The 19,656-nt window shown below is 59.3% G+C and carries 17 protein-coding genes; 7 read left to right on the forward strand and 10 right to left on the reverse strand.

Annotated features, from left to right (window positions below; all coding sequences use genetic code 11):
* Positions 1-98 precede the first annotated feature (98 nt).
* Complete coding sequence (locus ACYSMN_RS20350) at positions 99-1,781, forward strand: S41 family peptidase (protein ID WP_488925752.1); 1,683 nt, start codon at positions 99-101, stop codon at positions 1,779-1,781.
* Positions 1,782-1,939: 158 nt separating this feature from the next.
* On the opposite strand, the gene ACYSMN_RS20355 is transcribed toward ACYSMN_RS20350, so the two are convergent.
* Positions 1,940-2,926 carry a transglutaminase-like domain-containing protein gene (locus tag ACYSMN_RS20355; RefSeq protein ID WP_488925753.1) on the reverse strand — a complete coding sequence of 329 codons (987 nt, stop codon included), beginning with the start codon at positions 2,924-2,926 and terminating at the stop codon, positions 1,940-1,942.
* Between the two features lie 229 nt (positions 2,927-3,155).
* On the opposite strand from ACYSMN_RS20355, the gene ACYSMN_RS20360 reads away from it, so the two are divergent.
* Complete coding sequence (locus ACYSMN_RS20360) at positions 3,156-4,364, forward strand: homogentisate 1,2-dioxygenase (RefSeq protein ID WP_488925754.1); 1,209 nt, start codon at positions 3,156-3,158, stop codon at positions 4,362-4,364.
* 225 nt (positions 4,365-4,589) lie between these two features.
* Positions 4,590-5,117, forward strand: a complete 528-nt coding sequence (locus ACYSMN_RS20365; protein WP_488925755.1) for a hypothetical protein — start codon at positions 4,590-4,592, stop codon at positions 5,115-5,117.
* A 114-nt stretch (positions 5,118-5,231) separates the two neighbouring features.
* On the opposite strand, the gene ACYSMN_RS20370 is transcribed toward ACYSMN_RS20365, so the two are convergent.
* The 6 genes from ACYSMN_RS20370 to ACYSMN_RS20395 all read right to left on the reverse strand — a co-directional run bounded on the left by ACYSMN_RS20370 (position 5,232) and on the right by ACYSMN_RS20395 (position 10,775).
* A complete protein-coding gene (locus ACYSMN_RS20370) occupies positions 5,232-6,791 on the reverse strand; it encodes a hydroxymethylglutaryl-CoA reductase (RefSeq protein WP_488925756.1) in 1,560 nt (519 codons plus the stop codon).
* A gap of 190 nt (positions 6,792-6,981) precedes the next feature.
* Positions 6,982-7,635, reverse strand: a complete 654-nt coding sequence (locus ACYSMN_RS20375; RefSeq protein ID WP_488925757.1) for an energy transducer TonB — start codon at positions 7,633-7,635, stop codon at positions 6,982-6,984.
* A gap of 3 nt (positions 7,636-7,638) precedes the next feature.
* The gene (locus ACYSMN_RS20380; protein WP_488925758.1) at positions 7,639-8,124 is read right to left on the reverse strand and encodes an energy transducer TonB; all 486 of its coding nucleotides are present in this window, start codon (positions 8,122-8,124) and stop codon (positions 7,639-7,641) included.
* A gap of 25 nt (positions 8,125-8,149) precedes the next feature.
* The gene (locus ACYSMN_RS20385) at positions 8,150-8,869 is read right to left on the reverse strand and encodes an energy transducer TonB (protein WP_488925759.1); all 720 of its coding nucleotides are present in this window, start codon (positions 8,867-8,869) and stop codon (positions 8,150-8,152) included.
* Between the two features lie 46 nt (positions 8,870-8,915).
* Positions 8,916-9,335, reverse strand: a complete 420-nt coding sequence (locus tag ACYSMN_RS20390) for a hypothetical protein (protein WP_488925760.1) — start codon at positions 9,333-9,335, stop codon at positions 8,916-8,918.
* A 615-nt stretch (positions 9,336-9,950) separates the two neighbouring features.
* Positions 9,951-10,775: a WG repeat-containing protein gene (locus tag ACYSMN_RS20395; RefSeq protein WP_488925761.1), complete on the reverse strand. Its 825-nt coding sequence runs from the start codon at positions 10,773-10,775 to the stop codon at positions 9,951-9,953.
* A gap of 188 nt (positions 10,776-10,963) precedes the next feature.
* Between ACYSMN_RS20395 and ACYSMN_RS20400 the strand changes: the two genes are divergently transcribed.
* Complete coding sequence (locus tag ACYSMN_RS20400) at positions 10,964-11,779, forward strand: phytanoyl-CoA dioxygenase family protein (RefSeq protein ID WP_488925762.1); 816 nt, start codon at positions 10,964-10,966, stop codon at positions 11,777-11,779.
* Between the two features lie 223 nt (positions 11,780-12,002).
* Positions 12,003-12,788, forward strand: a complete 786-nt coding sequence (locus ACYSMN_RS20405) for an SDR family NAD(P)-dependent oxidoreductase (RefSeq protein ID WP_488925763.1) — start codon at positions 12,003-12,005, stop codon at positions 12,786-12,788.
* Between the two features lie 29 nt (positions 12,789-12,817).
* Here ACYSMN_RS20405 and ACYSMN_RS20410 read toward each other — a convergent pair whose 3' ends face one another.
* A complete protein-coding gene (locus ACYSMN_RS20410) occupies positions 12,818-14,974 on the reverse strand; it encodes an ATP-binding protein (RefSeq protein ID WP_488925764.1) in 2,157 nt (718 codons plus the stop codon).
* A 435-nt stretch (positions 14,975-15,409) separates the two neighbouring features.
* Positions 15,410-16,057: a phosphatase PAP2-related protein gene (locus ACYSMN_RS20415; protein ID WP_488925765.1), complete on the reverse strand. Its 648-nt coding sequence runs from the start codon at positions 16,055-16,057 to the stop codon at positions 15,410-15,412.
* A gap of 169 nt (positions 16,058-16,226) precedes the next feature.
* On the opposite strand from ACYSMN_RS20415, the gene ACYSMN_RS20420 reads away from it, so the two are divergent.
* Positions 16,227-17,534 (forward strand): amidohydrolase, encoded by a 1,308-nt coding sequence (locus ACYSMN_RS20420; protein WP_488925766.1) that lies wholly within the window; start codon positions 16,227-16,229, stop codon positions 17,532-17,534.
* A gap of 177 nt (positions 17,535-17,711) precedes the next feature.
* Positions 17,712-18,611 (forward strand): ATP-grasp domain-containing protein, encoded by a 900-nt coding sequence (locus tag ACYSMN_RS20425; RefSeq protein ID WP_488925767.1) that lies wholly within the window; start codon positions 17,712-17,714, stop codon positions 18,609-18,611.
* A 107-nt stretch (positions 18,612-18,718) separates the two neighbouring features.
* Here the strand turns inward: ACYSMN_RS20425 and ACYSMN_RS20430 are convergent, their stop codons facing one another.
* Complete coding sequence (locus tag ACYSMN_RS20430) at positions 18,719-19,507, reverse strand: SDR family oxidoreductase (protein WP_488925768.1); 789 nt, start codon at positions 19,505-19,507, stop codon at positions 18,719-18,721.
* Between the last annotated feature and the right edge of the window lie 149 nt (positions 19,508-19,656).

Below are 19,656 nucleotides of genomic sequence, written 5' to 3' on the forward strand. Positions count from 1 at the left end.
CTCAGCAATCTTCTTCGAAAAGTTTCAATAGCTTTGAAGTCCTAGCACCTTCTCAATCTTTGCATTTATAGACTGAACCATTACTCCCTTAGCAGTTTATGGCAGTAGATTCTACGCCTCCGCCGGTGCATTCTTCGGAAGCGGCGCCGCAACATACACGGCGCCGGGTACGGCAACCTTTGCTGCTGGCCGTGGTGCTGGCGTGCGGCGTGCTCATTGGCGCTAATCCATTTAAGCCTTCCGCGCAAAACCCCGATGGGACTGCCCGCGGCTACTTAAAGTTCAAGGAAATTCTGAGCTATGTAGACCGCGACTACGTGGACTCCGTGGATGCTGAGTCGCTGTCGGACTATGCCATTGCGCGCATGTTGGAGCGGCTCGATCCGCATTCGGTGTTCATTCCGGCCAAGCAGCAGCAACAGGCATCTTCTTTTTTGCAAAGTGATTTCGACGGAGTAGGCGTGGAGTTCAACATCTTCCACGACACCGTGACGGTGGTAGCCCCGCTCAGCGGTGGCCCCGCGGAAATGTCGGGTTTGCAGACCGGCGACCGTATTCTGGCCGTGAATAATGAGCGGGTTTCCGGTGTACACATGACCACGGACCAGATGTTTGGCAAGCTGCGCGGACCGCGCGGCTCCAAGGTGCTACTGAAGCTGCTGCGCCGCACCGTAGCCAAGCCTATGAACGTAATGGTGATCCGCAACCGCATCCCCAACAATTCGGTGGATGTGGCCTACCTGCTCGACGGTCAAACTGGCTATATCAAGGTCAGCCGCTTCGCTACTGGCACTTACGACGAGTTTAAGCTGGCCCTCGGCGACCTACGCCGGCAGGGCATGACCAGCCTCGTGCTGGATTTGCGCGGCAACCCCGGCGGCTACCTCGACCGCGCCACCAAGCTGGCCGACGAGTTTATCAGCGGCACCCGCAAAATCGTGTACACCGACGGCAAAGGCGACCAATACGACACCCAAACGTTTGCGCGCATAGCCGGCGAATTCGAGGATGGCCCACTGGTGGTGTTGGTCGATGAAGGCTCCGCCTCGGCCGCCGAAGTGGTAGCCGGCGCGCTGCAAGACCACGACCGGGCGCTGGTAGTTGGCCGCCGGACGTTCGGCAAAGGCTTGGTGCAGCAGCCCATTGCCCTCAACGACGGTTCGGAACTGCGCCTCACCATCGCGCGCTACTACACGCCCTCGGGCCGCAGCATTCAGAAATCGTACAGCCGCGGACTGGTGGCTTACGAGCAGGATTTGCAAAACCGCCTGCGTCACGGCGAGTTGTTCCACGCCGATAGCATCCATTTTGCGGATTCGCTACGCTACCAAACTATGCACGGCCGCACCGTGTACGGCGGCGGCGGCATCATGCCCGACGTGTTTGTGCCACGCGATACGTCGGCTTTCTCGGCCTATTACACCCGATTGCAGAGCCACAACTTGGTGCGTGAATTTGCCCTCAACTACTTCCAGACGCACAAAGCCGAACTGGAAGCCCAGCGCCCAGAGCAGTTTCTGAGCACCTTCCGCATCACGGATGCGCAGCTCCAGGAGCTTGCCCAAGTCGCGGCCCGCGACGGAATGCCGGCCAACCCCGTCAACCTGCGTCGTTGCGCCAACCTGCTTCGCAACCAATTGAAAGCCTACATCGCGCGCAGTGCCTACGGCAAGGTTCCGTACTATGCCGTGCTGCGGGAGCAGGATATGGAAATACGCAAAGCCTTGCAGGCAGTAGCCGATGGCTCGGCCAACCCCATGCAGAAGCTTTCGATGAAATAGCACTTGCATGCTTATAACACAAAGCGGCTGAACTGGAAAGTTCGGCCGCTTTGTGTTAAGGAGTTATCCACAAGGAAGCCCTTGTATAGTCTGTGCGACTCTGCTTACTGGAAACTAGTCTACATTCTTATGTCACAAGTTTAAGCTTTCATCAATGGCTACTTGTGCTGATCCTGATACTGAAATTCCCGCGTTATACCTTCGAACGGCTTGCCATCCACTTCGGCATACGGATAAATGAAATAGTTGAGCGGCGCGCCTTGCTGGTGTGGCGTCAGGGCCAGGTCGCGGCCCCGCGTGAATTCGACACGGTTTTCGTCGTGGGCGCCGAAGAAATAGGCGCGGCGCTTGGGGTCTTTGGCTGCTTCAGAAGCATCAATGGGGACCCAGCCAGTTTGCGGGATGTAGAACTCAGCCCAGCAATGGTAGCCTTTGATTTCGCCGCTGCCTCGCTCGGGCGGTAATGGGAAACCAATGCTGAAACGGGCCGGAATACCGAGGGCGCGGCAGTAGCCAATGAACACAGCGTGAAAGTCGGTGCAGTTGCCGCGGCGGGCGTCGCAGGCGTAGTAGATGTCGCCACGACCCCAGCCCTGGCCGGATTTGTCGTAGGTCACGGTGCTCACCACGTGTTCGTAGATGGCGCGGGCTTTGTCGAGGTCGGTTTTCGCGCCAGCCTTCGTCACCACTTCCTGCGCCCACCCCTTGATTTTGGGGTCGAGCGGCACGAGGCGGTCCGGGGCGAGCCAGCGGGCTAGGTTGGGGTCGGGAGCTTCCGCTAGTTGCTGCTTGGCGCTTACACCAGTTAGGAATGTATTTCGGTGCTCGCGGCGGGTGGCTCGGAAACGCATAGCGACGGTGAGGCCAGCTGCTTGCGCGGTGGATACTTTCAGATGCAGCACCTTATTGCCAAACGGCGCGTCGGTGACTGTATAAGGAGCCGTAGTCTTGATTTCAACCTGCTGAATGTCTTGCGAAACATCGGAGTGCGGCACGGGCAGCCATAGCTCCAGCGAGTCGGCGCCGGCGGGGAGCGGGGGTACGGTGGCGGTATAATGGAAGCTGAACGTACGGGCGCGTGCTGCGGGTGGCGTGGCGCCAACAACGGGTAGGAGCAGCAAAACCGGCAGGAAACGGAAAGACATTGGTAGTTTTTAGGGGGTAGTGCTTGGTGCTTAGTCAGTGGTGTTGTAGCAATACGCTACGAACAACAAGTAACAAGCAACGAATAACTCGTTTAGTATTGAGCAGGCAGGAGCTAGCAAAGCAGTTGCAAAGCTACTGCTAACTGCCGCGGGGCTTCCTGCCAAACCTTCTTACCTTCACGTACCAAGCTTTTCCACCCCATCTCCCACCCGCAACGCTTCTTCTCGCATGGCTTACTACCACCGCCTCGGCCAGATTCCGCGCAAGCGCCACACCCAGTTCCGCCAGCCCGACGGCTCGCTTTACGCCGAGCAGCTAGTCGGCACATTAGGCTTCCACGGCGTTTCGTCCTTGCTTTACCACCAGCATCCGCCCACCGAAATCCGCCACGTGGGGGAGCCGCAGCCGTACGGTCCCAAGCTGCTCAAAGACAAGCCGCTGGCTCCCAGTCACCTGCGTACCCTGGCCCAAACCACCACCGGCGGCGACTACCTGGCCGCCCGCCAAACCATGCTCGGCAACGCCGACGTGACGCTCAGCATCTGCAACCCCACCGAGCGGCGCATGAGCTATTACTACAAAAACGCGCTGGCCGACGAAGTCATTTTCGTGCACGAAGGCCGGGGCGAACTGTGGAGCCAACTAGGCAAAGTCACCTTCGAGCCCGGCGACTACGTTATCATCCCGCGCACTATTATTCATCAGCTGCATTTCGAGGAAGGCCCGGTGCGGCTGCTCATCATCGAGTCGTTTAGCCCGGTGGAAACGTGCCGCCGCTACCGCAACCACTTCGGGCAGCTGCTCGAACATTCGCCCTACTGTGAGCGGGACATCCGGCCGCCGAGCGAGCTAATTACCGACGACGTGCAGGAGTCGGGCGAGTATCTTGTCAAGATCAAGAAGGAAGGCTACCTGCACCAGCTCGTGTATGGCCATTCACCGTTCGATGTGGTGGGCTGGGACGGTTATTTCTACCCCTACGCCACCAGCATCCACGATTTCGAACCGATAACCGGCCGCCTGCACCAGCCGCCGCCCGTGCACCAGCACTTCGAGGGCCACAACTTCGTGATTTGCTCCTTCGTGCCGCGCCTTTTCGACTACCACCCGCTGAGCATTCCGGCGCCCTACAACCACTCCAACGTCGATTCCGACGAGGTGCTGTACTACGTGGCGGGCAACTTCATGTCGCGGCGCGGCGTGGATTTGGCCTCGTTCACCTGGCACCCCAGCGGCATTCCGCACGGCCCGCACCCCGGCACCGTAGAAGCCAGCCTCGGCAAAAAGGAAACCCACGAGCTAGCCGTGATGGTCGACACCTTCCGTCCCCTCTACCTCACCGAAGCCGCGCTGCCCTACATCGATGAGAAGTACCCCATGAGCTGGCAGCCCGACTTCAAACACGAACCGCCCCGCGCTGCCGACATGATGGACTAGATCACGGATTAGCACGGATTGTAGCGGATTTCACGGATTTTGTGGATGGCGCCGGCTCGGTTTGTTCTTGGTTGGGCGGGGCTATTTACCAAGCATTATCAATCCAGCCAGGATGCAGCAAACGTAAATGGATGACGTCCGGCCAAAATTTCCGATACAAAAGCCGTTCGAAAACCGTCCACAAAATCCGTGAAATCCGCTTAAATCCGCGCTAATCCGTGATCCATGAAGAAAGCATTGTTCATTTTCCCGCTGCTGGCTTTGTTGCTGGGTGTGGGGTGTAAGAAGATTGAGAAGCTGCTGACGTTTTACATCGAAGACTCGCAGAACATCCGTATTGCCAGCAATTTCCCGCTTGGGACGCTGGTTCCGTTATCGCCTATTACGGTGCCTACCAAATCGGAGGAGCGTTTCAGCAACGAAGGAACCCGCGCCGACCTCGTGAAAAACGTGAGCCTCAACCGCCTCACGCTCACCATCACCGACCCCAGCAGCGAAAACTTCGACTTCCTGCGCCGCATTGAAATCTACATCAGCACCGATGCTAACGACCAAGTACTGCTAGCCTCGCTGACCCAGGTGCCGCAAGGCGTGAACACCATCACGCTGACACCGACCAACGCGGTACTCGATAAATACATCAAGGCCCGCAGCTACACGCTCACCACCAAGGCCGAAATTGCCCGCCCCATCTCTCGCGACATCACCGTACGCGCCGACTCTCGCTTCAAAGTCACCGCCGACCCGCTGTAAGTAGCTCTATCATCAAAAAAGCCCCAGCCATTTCTGACTGGGGCTTTTTTGATGATAGAACGGCAGATTCCTGCGGAGGAAGAAGCGTAGCGAGATGAGAGAGTCTAGCTGCTCTTACCGGTTCCGGCCGTACTGCTCGTGGCTGCTTACCCAGTCGGAGCTGCTGATGGCGGAGCCCAGGCTTAACTCGCCGGCCAGCACTACGCCCGCTACTATTTCGGCAAACTTATTGACCGTGCCGCGGCCCACGCAGCCCAGCATGTGCAGGCATTCGTTCTGGGTGGCCAGGCCCGTGCCGCCGCCGTGCGTGGCCACGATGAGCGAGGGGATAGTGATGCTGATGTACAGGTCACCCTCGGCCGTAATTTCCGAATACAACACGCCCGCCGACGATTCTGACACGTTGGCCACATCCTGGCCCGTGGCGATGAACATGGCCGTAATGCCGTTGGCCGAGTGCGCACCGTTGTTGTTGGCCCCCGACAAGAAGGCGCCCACGTTGCTCACTTGCCCGTGGTAGGCCAGCTGTTCGGGCGTCACGCGCATGCGCTGTTGCAGCACGTCGCGCTTCACTACGGCTTCGGCTACCACGCGCTTGCCCCGGGTGCGCATCACGTTGATCTGGGAGGCCTTTTTGTCGGTGGCGAAGTTCGATTCGAGGTAGAAGTGGCGGATGGGCGCGCCTTTGTAGTTTTCCAGAATCCAGGAGCAGGCCGCGAAAGTGGCGCGGCCTACCATGTTCTGGCCGGCCGCGTCGCCGGTCGAGAAGTTGAAGCGCAGGTAGGCGAACTTGTTGCTTAGGTACGTGTCGATGTACTGGAGCTTGGCGACGCGAGAGGTGCTTTCGGCTTCCGGCCGAATCTGCCCAATGGTCTCTTCCACCCAGCGCCCAAAGTCCCGGGCCCCGCGCGCGTCATCGAACACGAACACCGGCGCCCGTTGCATGGCGTCGCCAATGACGGTGCACTTTACGCCGCCACACAGGTTGAGCAGCTGAATGCCCCGGTTGTAGCTCGCTACCAGCGTGCCCTCGGTGGTCGCCATCGGAATAAGAAAGTCGCCTTGCGCGTGCTCGCCATTTACGCGCAGCGGGCCGGCCAGCCCCACCGGAATCTGGGCCACACCCGTGAAATGCTCACAGTTGCCTTGCAGCACGTGCGCATCGAAAGAGTAGTGCTTGAGGTGCTTGAGCGGCTGCCCCGAAAACTCCTCGGCGAAGCGCTGTCGGGCCTGAATGGCGGCATCAGAGTAGTCGTCCTGGTCGTTGCGCGGGATGCGGGTGCGGTTGTCGGGCAGGTTCACGATGGCGTCTTCCACTTCCACGTGCAGGTCACCGAACGGGTTGGCGGCAAACTGCACCTGCACGGCATGAATACCTTCGGGCAGGGCCGGCATAGTGAGGTGAAACGTGATGCTGTGTCCCACGGCGAATTCCAAACCGTTGGGCGTGCGGCTCAGCGCGTCGCGTACGGGCCGGATGTCGCCATCGCCGAGGTCCAGGGCGATATGGTCGGGGGTGATGCGGTGCTCGCCCACTTGCACGTAGTCGAGGCGGGTGAAGTGCACCGTATCGAGCCGGTTTTTGATGCTGAAGGCCACGCCGTTGGGCGTGTTGTGCAGGCTGCCGCGCGTGTAAAGCAGCTTGAGCAGCATGGGGCTGGGCGTGAAGATCATGGAAGCGGGGAACGAGAGTGGGATGAGATGATGCGGGTAGTAAAGTGCGAATTTTTTGGGAATAGCAGAGCGGTAAAGGCCTATAGGCTTAGGCTAGCCTGGGGCCTGACTTTCTTTCTCGCAGAGTTTCGCAGTGGTTGGCGCAGTGTTTCGCAGTGTTCTGCTGGTAGCAAAGAGCCGGTGCTGTTCATCAATCGTGCTGGAACGTGATGGGAACGGTGTAGCTCACATCTACCGGATGATTATTCTGCTGTCCAGGAGTGAAGTGACCGTCAAGGAGCCTTACCAGCCGCAACGCCTCAGCATCCAGAGCAGGGTGTAAGCCTTTTAGCACCTTGGCGTCACGTACTCGGCCCTCTTTGTCCACAATAAAGCCCACATACACCTTGCCTTCTACATGAGAGGCTTCTTTGGGCCAACGCAGGTTTTGGGCCAGCAGTTTTAGTAGCGCTTCTTGACCTCCTTCGAACACCGGCATCCGCTCAGGGCCGCCGTAGACATATTCTGGGGTGCTTTTTGCCGCCGTTCCGGCCTTCACCTGCGCCCAGGCCTCGCGGCTCGTCAGGCCCAGCCCGCACACCAACACCAGCGCCACCAGAAACCGCCGCAGCTTGGGGCGTAAGTGCGGCTTCGGGGCCAGCTGCTCCGGCCGGAACCGGCCACAGAGGCGTCCATCCGGGGAGGCGGCCTGGGCGGCTTCCAGGTCGGCGGCGGTGCTGTGCATGAAGTCAACCACCACCCGGTCGCAGGTGGCGCAGTGGTGGCCCTGGGCCACGGGCGTCATGCGGCTCCAGTCTTCGGAGCAGGCCTGGAGGCGTACGTTGAGGATGGGCAGCGCGAGCATGGCTTACTTCGGTTGAAAGGGAACGGGCAAGGTATACTGCACATGCACGGGCCGCCCGTTTTGCCGGCCCGGTAAGAAATGGCCATCCAGGGATTCGGCTACGCGCAGCGCCTCCGCGTCCAGGGTAGGATGCAGACCTTTCATCACCTTCGCGTCGCGCACCTGGCCTTGGTCGGTGATGATGAACGAGACGAACACCGTACCGTGGGTTTTCCATAGCTCCCGGGGCCATTTTCGGGTGCGCAGCACGTAATCCTTGAGGGCATCTGCCCGGCCGTGCCGGTAAATGGGCATCTGCTCCACGAAGGTATAGACCGGGGGCAGGGGAGGCGTCGTACTGGTGGGTGGGGCGGGCGCTTGGGCTCGTGCCAGACCGGGCAACGCCGCCGCCTCAGTTGCCAGCACCAAGGCGCTCAGCCACTGTACGCTTGTCCGGCGCGCGGTAGGACTGGTAAATTTTTGCTTGGGACCCTGGAAGGTGTACTTCATAACTGAAACGAGGAGGCCAAACAGCTTAGTTACGGCTAAACGTGACGGGAATAGTCAGGCGCACAGCTACGGGCTGGTTGTTCTGCCGGCCAATGGTGAATTGGCCGTCGAGTAGCTGAACGACCCGGAGAGCTTCGGCATCTATTGCCGGGTGTAAGCCTTTGAGCACCTTCGCCTCCCGCAACCGGCCGGTTTTGTCGATGATGAAACCCACGAACACTCTTCCTTCTGTTTCAATGGCTTCCGCCGGCCACCGCAGGTTCTGGGCCAGCAGCTTCTTCATGCCTTCCGGGCCACCCTTCTTGAAGACCGGCATCTGCTCCACATACATATATACTTTCGGCTGGCCGCTCTGTGCCGTATTCACTGCTTGCCGGGGCATAGGAGCTTCTTTAACGGGTGCCGTAGTCCCTGGCTTGCGGACCGCCGGTGCGGCTTTGCGGGTCTGCGCCCCAGCTTCGGTTTGCGTTAGAGCCAGCCCCAACAGCAAAAGATACTGCCAACGCGGCCGGTAGCGTCTTTTTGCGGGCCTGGGCGTGGCGGCGGATAGCTGCTCTACCCGGAAACGGCCGCACAGGCGCTGGCCCGGCGCGGCGGCGCGGGCCGCGGCCACCTCGGCGCCGGTAGCCGGGCTATGCGTGAAATCGACTACCAGCCGGTTGCAGGTAGCGCAGTGTCGGCCCTGGGCAGCCGGGGCCATATCACTCCAGTCTTCAGAGCAGGCGCTTACATGAATGTTGAGCATCGGGAAAAGAAATAAGCAAGGCAAAATAGAGCACCCGCACGGTGTGCTACGCTGCCACCGCGGGTAAGGCGGGCGGTTCCTTGTCCTGGGCAATAGCCAGCAGCCAGTCTTCGCCGAAACGGGTGAGGCGGTACTGACGGCGGCGGTTGCGGTACTGGTATTGCAGCAGGCCGCTGCGCTGTAAGATGCCCACCGCGTTGCTAATGGCCTCGCGCCCTACCCCGGCCGCCGCCCCCAAGGCCGCCGCTGAACGTTCCGGCTCGGCCACAAACGCGTAGCAGATGCGCGCCAACGTACTGCGCAGCCGGGAGTAGCGGCTCAACGGCCGGAGCTGCCACGCCAGGCGGTTCAGCACCTGCGGCGCCTCAAAACGATTCGGGTCGGGTGGGGGTGGTACGTCGCGGCGGGCTATGCGCTCGGCAAACTGTTCCACCAGCCGGGCCGCGGCAGATGCAGAAACTTCCATACTCGCTTAAATATATAGCCCCAAGCTACGCAAATCCACTTAAGTGGCCATTGCTAACCTGCCGCGCTCGGCCGTACTCTTGCCCCAGACGAAGCCCCGAGTCGGCTGCGCCATGCACGTAGGGCAGTGGCTAGTTTGTGGCTTAAGATGACCAATTAGTGGCCTTTACTATGTACTTCTTGCTGCTATATCTCAAACTGAGGCCACAAGAATTTTCTTCTGGTCACATCGCTCAAAATGTGGTTAAAATAGAACATTTCTTGGTCATATTGCTCCAAATGTGGTCAAACTGAACTACTTCTTGGTAGTGTTGCTCAAAATGTGGTTAGCAAGGATTATTTCTTGGTAAACTTGGTAAAAATGTGGTGAGACATGTTTATTTATGAATTACCTTGGATAAGATATGGTCAGATATGTCTAACATGTGGCAAGCATGGTGAGCGTTGTGGTCTGTTGTGTCTAATTCTCCGAACATATCCTTGCAAACAGCAGAGCGGAGCAGCCAGCCAATAATAACGTGAAGTAGGGGCGGAGAAAATGACTTACTAAATCCGCGTTATGACTAATCCGTAACGTGGATTTAGTACTTGAAAGGGACCTTGCCGGCAGCACAAGCTACTCTTCCTCGAAGAACTCCCGGCCCTGGCTGTCGATGTAGCCAACCTGGCCGGTGGCGGTGGTCACGCGGGCCACCTCCGCCACGAATGGCTCGGCGGCGGCGTATTTCACCTTGGTCAGCAAGCGGCCATCGGGACCGAGGTAGCCGAAGCGGCCCTGCTGCTCCACCACGGGATACGCAAAGCCATTGGCCGCGCCGGCCCGAACGGCATCGTATTCCAGGGGTAGCGTGAGTTTGCCTTTGGCGTTGAGCGCGCCCCATTTCGAGCCTTGGCGCACCAGTAGCAGCCCGTCGTGGTGCAGGTCACGGATTTCGTCGTACTCGGCGGGCACCACCGTGTTGGAGCCACTCGTGAAGCGGAAGCCCACTTTGCCCTGGCGGCGCACTACGTCGCCTTGTTCGAGGTAGTCGGTTTCGGGGGCGGGTTCGGGGGGCGTGGTGAGACGGTGGCCGCTGGGACCAATGTCGAACGTATCGGCTTGGAGCACCACGGTGGCGCGACCTTCGGGCCGAAAATTACTGGCCGCACTGTACTGTACGGGAATAATGGCGTTGCCGCTGGCATCGATGTAGCCGTAGAGCGGGCCTTGGCGCACCCACGCAAGTTGCCCCACAAAGGGCCCAGCTTCGTCGTAGGCGAGGGGCAGCACGAGGCGGCGGTTGCGGTCGGCATAGCCCCAGCGGGCACCGCGCCGAAACGGGACTAAATGGTTAGCGGTTCCTTGCGCTACTGCCTCCGTTCCGAGCAGCAGACCAGCCAAGAAGAGCGCCCAGCACAGCCGCTCCCGCAACGCAAGCTGAAAAAACCGGAATGCAGCCATGAGGGCTAAGATACGAGGTGAGCTAAAACCTCGGTGCTTGTTGCGGGTTGATTTCACCTGTTCTTCACGTCCCAACAGGCAGCTTAGTAGTCATAATTGCTGGTCGTTTTGGCTTTAAGCACCATGACCACCATTCTCGCTCTGTATCTTTGTCCCCGCAGGTGCATTTTTAAGCCGCCCTGGCGTCTATGGCTTCACTACTTCACTATCCGCGCTTTACGTTGGATTCCGCTCTCACCGCTGAGCAGCTGGAATTTTTTCGCCGTTATGGCTTTCTGCATTTCAGCGCCTTTGCCCAAGCAGAGCAGGTGCAGAGCCTCCTACGCGCCACGCAGGAAGTGCAGCGCCAGTGGCTAGCCGAGGGCGTGCAGAAAGTGAACGGCGTGCCCATCAAATACGGCAAGGACGTGGACGGCTCGCTCATCGTGCAGCGCTTCGCCTTTGCCTCCCACTACAGCCCCGTGCTGGCCGAGTTTCTGGAAGATCCGCGTTTCGAAGCGTTGTTTCCGCTGCTAGAGGCGCCGGGCGGCCGAGTAGGTATCAACGAGAAGGATGGCCTCGTCATCAACCATTACGTGAACGTGCTGGGCTCGGCGTTTTCGCAGATGGGCTGGCACACCGACTCGTTGCGCGACGTCTTCTACGGCAAGCGCATTGGGCCCATGCTCAACGTGGGTTTTCACCTCGACGGAACACCCGCCACCAATGGCGGCCTGCGCCTGATTCCGGGCACTCACCGCCAGCCCTTGCGCGAAATGCTGTTTCGCAAGAAGTACTACAAAGACGTAGGCCCCGACCCGAACGAAGTGGCCGTCGAAACCGAGCCCGGCGACCTGACCGTGCACGACGGCCGGATGTGGCACCGCGTGGCCCAGTCGCCGCTGATGGGCGAAGTATCGCGCCGCCGCGTCATGTACGTGCCCATAGTGGCCGGCAAGTACCAGCCCAAGCACGAAAACAGCCCCACCCCGTTTTATTTGCGGTTTTTGCACTTGGTGAAGTAGGAGAAAGGCTAGGCAACTAGCTCCCCTCCTTTTTCAAATTCCGCGCATCAAGCGGCGTGGGTGGCCGCAGGCCGGGGTGGTTGACTAGAACTAAAAAACTAGAGCTAGATGTCGTTCAACGGTTTTACCACCCCGGCCTGCGGCCACCCCTCCTTCAAAAAGGAGGGGAGTTAGAGCCTAGTCCTAGCTTTAAATTACTTCCACTTATTCCAACACTCTCTCCTTGAAAACTGCTCTGATTACTGGTGCTTCGCGGGGTATTGGCCGGGCCTTCGCCGCCGAGCTGGCCCGCCGAGGCTATAATCTGTTGCTCGTGGCCCGCTCCGAAAATCAATTGGAGCAGGCCGCGGCCGAGTTGCGCCAGCAGCACGGTATTGAGGCCAGTGTTCTGGCTTGCGACCTGGCCGCGCCGGGTGCGGCTGAGCGAGTAGCAGAGTGGGCCAAGACGCACACGCAAGAGCTAGCGGTATTAGTGAACAACGCGGGCTACGGCTTGTGGGGCCGGTTTGAGGAGCTGCCGCTGGCCGAGCAGCAAAACATGCTGCAACTGAACATGCACGTGCCGGTGGCCCTAACTCACCACTTGCTGCCCGTGCTGCGGCAACAGCCCAAGTCGTACATCCTAAACGTATCGAGCACGGCGGCCTACCAGGCCGTGCCTACGCTCACGCTCTACGCTGCCAGCAAAGCCTTTCTGCTAAGCTTTTCGCGGGGCCTGCGCTACGAGTTGCGCGATACTAACGTCTCCGTCACCTGCCTCAGCCCCGGCGCCACCACCACCGACTTCGCCGACCGGGCGGGCATGAGCGCCGGCCTCCAGGAAACGGCTAATAAGGTTTCGATGACGCCCGCGCAGGTGGCTCAGGCCGGTATTGCGGCGCTGCTGGCCGGCGAGGCGGAACTGATTCCGGGAGCCTTGAATAAGGTGTCGGCTACGCTCACCTCGCTGGTGCCCAAATCCCTGACCGAGAAAATAGCGGCGGGTATCTACGAGAAGTACCTCAAGTAAGCGGCTTTCAAGCAGAGTAACCGCTCTGGCTAGAATGGGAGCGTAATAATGAATTCGGTGCCCTGCCCCAGCTCACTACGCACGCTGATGGTGCCGCCGTGGCCCTTTTTCACGATGTCGTAGCTCAAGGACAAGCCTAGTCCGGTGCCCTCGCCAGTGGGTTTGGTGGTGAAGAATGGCTCGAAAACCCGCCGTCGCACATCTTCCGGCATGCCCGTTCCGTTATCACGCACCCGGATTTCCACCAGGCTACCTCGCTGCGAGGTACTCACGCGTACTTCGGGCTCGTAGCCAGGGGAAGCGGTTTTTTGCCGCTGCCGAATTGCCTGCAAGGCGTTGGTGCACAGATTGAGTAGCACCCGATTCATATCCTGCGGCATGAGCAGCACCGGGCGCAGCTGCTCATCAAACTGGGGCGTCAGCTTAGCCGTGAATTCTGGGTGCTGGGTACGTAGGCCTTCGTAGGCCAGCCGCATGGAATCTGCTGCCAGGGCGTTGAGGTCGGTGAGTGTGAGCTGGCCGGTGCCGGCGCGGGAATGCTCCAGCATGTTTTTGATGATGGCCGAAGCCCGCAAGCCATGCTCACTGATTTCCTGCAAGTTCTGGCGCAGTCCGGCCACTATTTCCTGCTCCAGCCCCGACTGCTGGGCTGGGTCCAGGCGGCCGTCGGGCATACTGTCCACGAGCTTGGTACTGACGTCGGCGAAGTTCTTCATGAAGTTGAGCGGGTTTTGCAACTCGTGCGCGATACCCGCCGACAGCTCGCCCACAAAAGCCCACTTCTCCGACTGCACCAGCTGGTTCTGCGTTTGCCGCAGCTGCCGCAACGTGCGGCGGTTGGTTTGGAGCTGGCGATAAATAAACACGCCCAGCCCCGACAGCAGTATCACCACCAGCAGCGCGCCGCCCAGCAACAGATTCCGCTGTTTCAGGCGAAGCGCCTGCAAGGCTTGCTCCTGGCGCAGGTTCGCTACCTGCGCGCTGTAGGCCTGTTCCACCCGCTCGCCTTCGTACTGCGCAATCCGGAAGGTAGACTGCGTGGCGTTCAGCGTGTCGGTTAGGGTGAGGTAGGCGCGGGAGTAACGTTGCGCCTCAGCCGGCATACCGCGCGCGTCGTAGAAGCGGGAAAGCTGCGTCAGGTACCGCGGCAATAGCACTTCCAGGTGGGCCGCGGTGGCTTTTTGGTAGGCCCGGAGCCAGTGCTGCTCGGCCTGGGCATAGTCTTTACGGGCGGTGTAGTACTGCGCCCAGGTTGCTTCCAGCTCAAAATCACCGACCCGGCTGGTCATGGGTATGTGCAAGGAGTCGTCGATGTGCTGGGCGCGGCGGAGCAGGGGCTGCGCTTGGTCGGGCTGGCCCATACTGAGCAGCACTGCGCTTTTTTGCACCAGCGCATACGCCGTGTACATTGTTTCGAAGGTGGAGTCGCCGCGCGCTGCTGGCAGACCCAGGTTGGCGTAGCGCAGGGCGGCGGCGTAGTTGCCTTGCCGCGCGTATACCTTGGAAATGGCTTCCAGCGTGAAAAACCGCCTAAAGCCTGTCACTTTATAGGTATTCACCAGCTGCATGGCCCGTTGGAGGTATTCCAAGGCTTTGGGCTGGTTGCCCCAGTCGGCATAGAGCGCCCCAACGGCAATAATCTCGTTGATATACAGAAACCGGTCGAGTTTCTGGAACAGGTCGGCGGCGCGCAGCAGGTGGCTGATGGCTTGGTTGTAGTCGCCTTTGCGGCGGTAGTGGCCGCCGAGGGCCAGGTAACAGGCCGCTACGTTCTCGGTATCGCCACGGAGCCGGTAGAAAGATAGTTTGCGGTGGTAGTAGAGGCCCCGGTTTGCCTCTTGCTTGAGCATATTGAACAGCGGTGCGATGGCAATCAGTATTCGCGGCACTGGCTTGTGAATCTCATCGAAGATGGAAATAGCCTGCTGCATAGCAGCCATAGCCTCCGTACCGGGCGCGTCTTGGGCCCACAGCCCTAGCCCTACGCGCAACTGCTGGTACGGCTTCTGATCCACTAACTGGAGCCGACTATTGAGTTGGAGCAGCTCATCCAGTTGCGGCAGCAACTGCCGCCGCCGCCGTTGCTCGGTCAGGTCTATGATGTCGACTAGTTTCACCAGGGTCCGCAGGCGGGCCACATCCGTGGGTTGCTGGGGCAAGGTGTGCGCCAGCGAGTCGTAATCCATTTGCCAGTAGCCGTGCTGCCCTATAAGTGGCCTGCTGAGAAGCAAACCTAGTAGGGTAAAGATCCACTTCAACTTCATTTGTATAACGCTGAACCAACGAGCCTTGCTAAATGGCCTAGCAAGATAGTAGGAACTTATTGAAGGAAGCGCCGCTGTACCGCTCCCAAATGAATCGGAGATAGAATAATTCCACTACTGTTTAGCGTTTGCGTTTTGATTCAGCAGCCAGACTACAACAGCTTAATACTCATTCCTGAACGGATACGGCAGACGGCGACGCAACGCCTGTGGCTTGCTGTGCGCGGGTGTACCGCTCGTTCTCAACGAAGAATGAACTGCACTTCAGATATAGGAACCATCCTTACCCGAAGCATCAGAGGCAGTTACCCGCCTACGATAGAGGCCGCGTCTGACGGAAGACGGCACTATTGCAACTCAGTCATCCAAGCCGATGCGAGTTAGCCGGTCGGCCAATTGGTAGCAGCCGAGGGCGAAAAGAGGCGCGGCGGCCACATCGTAGGTGTAATGCACGCGCTGCACCAGCACGAGCAACCCTACGGCGGCAGCGGCAGCCAGCAACCAGCGGCGGCGCTGGCCTGGGGCCACGGCCAGCGCCAGTAGCATCATGGTGGCGGTGTGCCCGGAGAAAAACAGGTCTTTGGTGATGGGGCCGGCCGAGACGTAGATGAACGTGTCAATTATTGGGTCGCGGAGGGGCAATAGGCCGGTCGGCGGTTCCAAGGGCAGCAGCAGCAACAGCCCGGCCCGGCAAACCTGCATCAGCCAATATGCCCCCAAGAGCCGGAGCAGCACCAGCGGCCGGGGCAGTACGTGGGCCAGGGTGGTAGCTACACCCACGTAAATAAGAATAAAGATGGGCCACGACACATCGAGGACGGGCAGCAAGGACAGGATTGGGTCGGGCAGCTGCGTGCCGGAACGGGCTTGGACGAACGTGAAGAACCGGGGCAACCACGCCACCAGTCCCAGCAACAGCCCCATCACGACCAGCAGCCGCACCCGAAAACTCGTACTATGCCACGCCGCGGACCAGGATATAGAGGAAGCAGGAGCAATAGACATAAACGGACTTGCTAGTAAAGGGCTACAAAAATATGTTGCTGGCGACTCGTCCGGTGCATGGGCGCTGAAAAACTCATTTTTCGTGGTGTAGCGGGTGGCGTACACGCTCAGTTATGGCTAACTGACGCGGGCGTTGTACCTTTTGCGGCCACTTTCCAGCTCTACTTACATGAAGCGTCTGCTTGCTCTTCTGTCCTTGACTCTACCATTGGCGCGCCCTGCCGCCGCCCAGGATGCCGCCCTCAACACCCGAATTGCCAAGCTCGCGGCGCAGCAGGAGTCCAAAGTAATTGCTTGGCGGCGCGATATTCATGAGCACCCGGAGCTAGGGAACATGGAAACCCGCACGGCCGGCATTATTGCGGCGGAGTTGAAGCGGCTGGGCCTGGAAGTGCAAACCGGCGTGGCCCGTACCGGGGTGGTGGGCATTCTGCGCGGTGGCAAACCCGGCCCCGTCGTAGCGCTGCGCGCCGACATGGACGGCCTACCAGTTACGGAAAGTGCCAGCTTGCCCTTCGCCTCTAAAGCCCGCACCCAGTACAACGGTCAGGAAGTAGGCGTAATGCACGCCTGCGGCCACGACACCCACGTGGCCATGCTGCTAGGTGCCGCCAACGCGTTGAGCCAAGTGAAAAAGGACCTGCCGGGCACCGTAAAATTCATCTTCCAACCCGCCGAAGAAGGCTCCTTACCCGGCCAAGTGGGCGGCGCCCGTCTCATGGTGCAGGAAGGCGTCCTCAACAATCCTAAAGTCGACGCTATTTTCGGGGTGCACATCAACGCCCAGACGGAAGTCGGCACGCTCAAATACCGGCCCGAAGGAGAAATGGCGTCCTCCGACGTTTTCACCATCAAAGTGAAAGGCAAGTCGGCGCACGGCGCCTACCCCTGGCTGGCCGTAGATCCGGTAGTGACGGCCGCGCAAATTATTATGGGTCTGCAAACCATCATCAGTCGCCAAACCGAGCTAACCGAAGACGCGGCCGTGCTGACAGTGGGCATGGTGCACGGCGGGGTGCGCAACAACATCATTCCCGAGCAGGTGGAGCTGACCGGCACCATCCGCACGCTCAACAAGGAAATGCAGCAGAAAATCTGGGCCGCCGTGCGCCGAACCAGCACTAACATCGCGGAAAGCGCCGGCGCCACCGCCGAGGTCGACATCGTGAATTACGCGCCCGTGACGTTCAACGAGCCGCGCCTAACCGAACAAATGCTGCCCACCTTGCGCCAAGTAGCGGGCCCGCAGAACGTGGTGCTGCAAAAGGCTGTGACTGGGGCCGAGGATTTCGCCTATTTCCAAGAGAAAGTGCCCGGCCTCTTCGTTTTCGTGGGGGGCATGCCCAAGGGCAAGAACCCCGCCGACACTGCGCCGCACCATACCGCCGGCTTCTTCGTGGATGAAAGCGGCCTGACGCTAGGTGTCCAAACCCTGGCCACACTAGCGGCCGACTATTTGGCCGCCAAGAAGAAGTAAGCTGCACTCAACCTTCATTTCACCTTTGCCAACTTAGCATCTGACATTTTGAGCGATGCAACAACCAGTTCTTATAAATAAGAACTGGTTGTTGCTACGACTATCGTTCTATTGTAAAGGTCCTTCGTTCTGCTCAGGATGACAGATTATGGGAGACATAACAGCATTTTCTTATCTATGAACATAGCCCTGGTAACCTGCGAGACGCTGGCGCAATACGCTGCGCCCAACGTCGATGATGAAGACAATCTGCTCACGCGCTACCTGCGTGAGCAAGGCCATCACGTCGAGCCCCGCGTTTGGACCAATCCGGCCGTGAACTGGCTTTCTTATGATGTGGTGGTGCTCAAGTCGCCGTGGGATTATTTCGACCGGGTGCAGGAATTCTATGCCTGGCTCGACCGGCTCGAAGCCTTGGGCGTGCGGCTGCTAAACCCCATCGCCACGGTACGCTGGAACGCCGACAAGAAATACCTGCGCGACATGGAGCAGGCGGGCATTCGGATTGTCCCTACGCGCTGGCTGTCGCAGGGAAGTGCGTTTGAAGCGGATACGCTATTTGAGGACTTCCAAACCGAGCAATTGGTGATAAAGCCAGCTGTGAGCGGCGGCGCCAAGAATACATTCGAACTGAACCGGGCCGAAGCCATCCGCCGCACTCCGGAATTGAATGAACTGCTGCGCCACGAAGATTTCTTGGTGCAGCCTTTCCAGCGCCAGATTCAGGAGCAGGGCGAATGGTCACTCATCTACCTCGGCGGCGAGTACAGCCACTGCGTCTTGAAAACGCCCAAGGCCGGCGATTTCCGAGTACAACACTACCTCGGCGGCGGCATAGAACCCCGCGAAGCCCCCGCCCACCTACGCCAAGCTGCCGACCACATCGTGCGCGAGTTCGCCGCTGGCTGCCTCTACGCCCGCGTAGACGGTGTGGAAGCCGAAGGCGAACTGCTGCTCATGGAGCTAGAATTAATCGAACCCTTCCTCTACCTCGCCTCCGCCGAAGGCAGCCTAGCCCGCTACGATCACGGATTAGCCCGGATTTTAGCGGATTACACGGATTTTGTGGACGATTGAAAAGCAAAAGAGCTTGCCACCTGGCAAGCTCTTTTGCTTTTGGCGGATTACGTTAGGCGACATTCGCGCCAACCACAAAATCCGTTAAAATCCGTGCTAATCCGTGATCAGAAGCCATTTACTGTAAAGCCGCCGTCTACGCTGAGGCACTGGCCGGTGATGTAGCTGGCGGCGGGCAAACACAGGAAGGCCACTGCGGCGCCCACTTCTTCTGGTTCTCCTATGCGGCCTTGCGGCGTGCGAACCAACACCTGCTCCAGATACTCGGGGTTGCGCAGTACGCCCTCCGCTAGGGGCGTACGGATGTACCAGGGAGCCACGGCATTCACTCGGATGCCGGCGGGGGCCCACTCCACGGCCAGGTTGCGCGTGAGTTGTATCAGAGCAGCTTTGGTCATGCCGTAGATGGCGCCGGTGCGAAGATGGGTGAGGCCCGCCACCGAAGAAACATTGACGATGCTAGCCCGCCCCGCCGCCTGCAACAGCGGAAAAGCTCCTTGGCACAGCCCAAACGCCGATTCCAGGTTAGTAGCCAGCAAGTATTGATACTCAGCGGCGCCGTACTCGGTGGTTGGCTTACGAATGTTGGTGCCCACATTGTTGACGAGAATGTGCAGTGCCGATCCGTGTTCGGCTACGGCCGCCAGCACTCGTTGCCGGCCGGCCTCCGTACTCACGTCGGCTACTACGGCGTGCGCATCGAAGCCCTCAACGCGCCACTGGGCTACTTGCGCCTCTAGCTCGGCCGCGTTGCGGGCTACGGCCAGTACTGTAGCACCAAAAGCCAGTAATTCAGCCGCTATTGCTGCTCCAATGCCTTTGGATGCTCCCGTGACAAGGGCTAGTTGGTGGGTAAGGCCCCAACGGGTTTGTGGGTTTTGAAAAACGGGAGGCATGAGTATGGGAGTTACTGGGCAAAACTATGGCTCTAATTTGAAGGGACAATTGAAGGCCGGGGAAATTACCTCAGCAAGCTGTAGCGTTTAATACAATCTTAATCTAGACTATTGGTTCTTTACAGAATTATAATCATTGTAACTGAATA

It is taken from the genome of Hymenobacter sp. M1-2 (assembly GCF_057808495.1).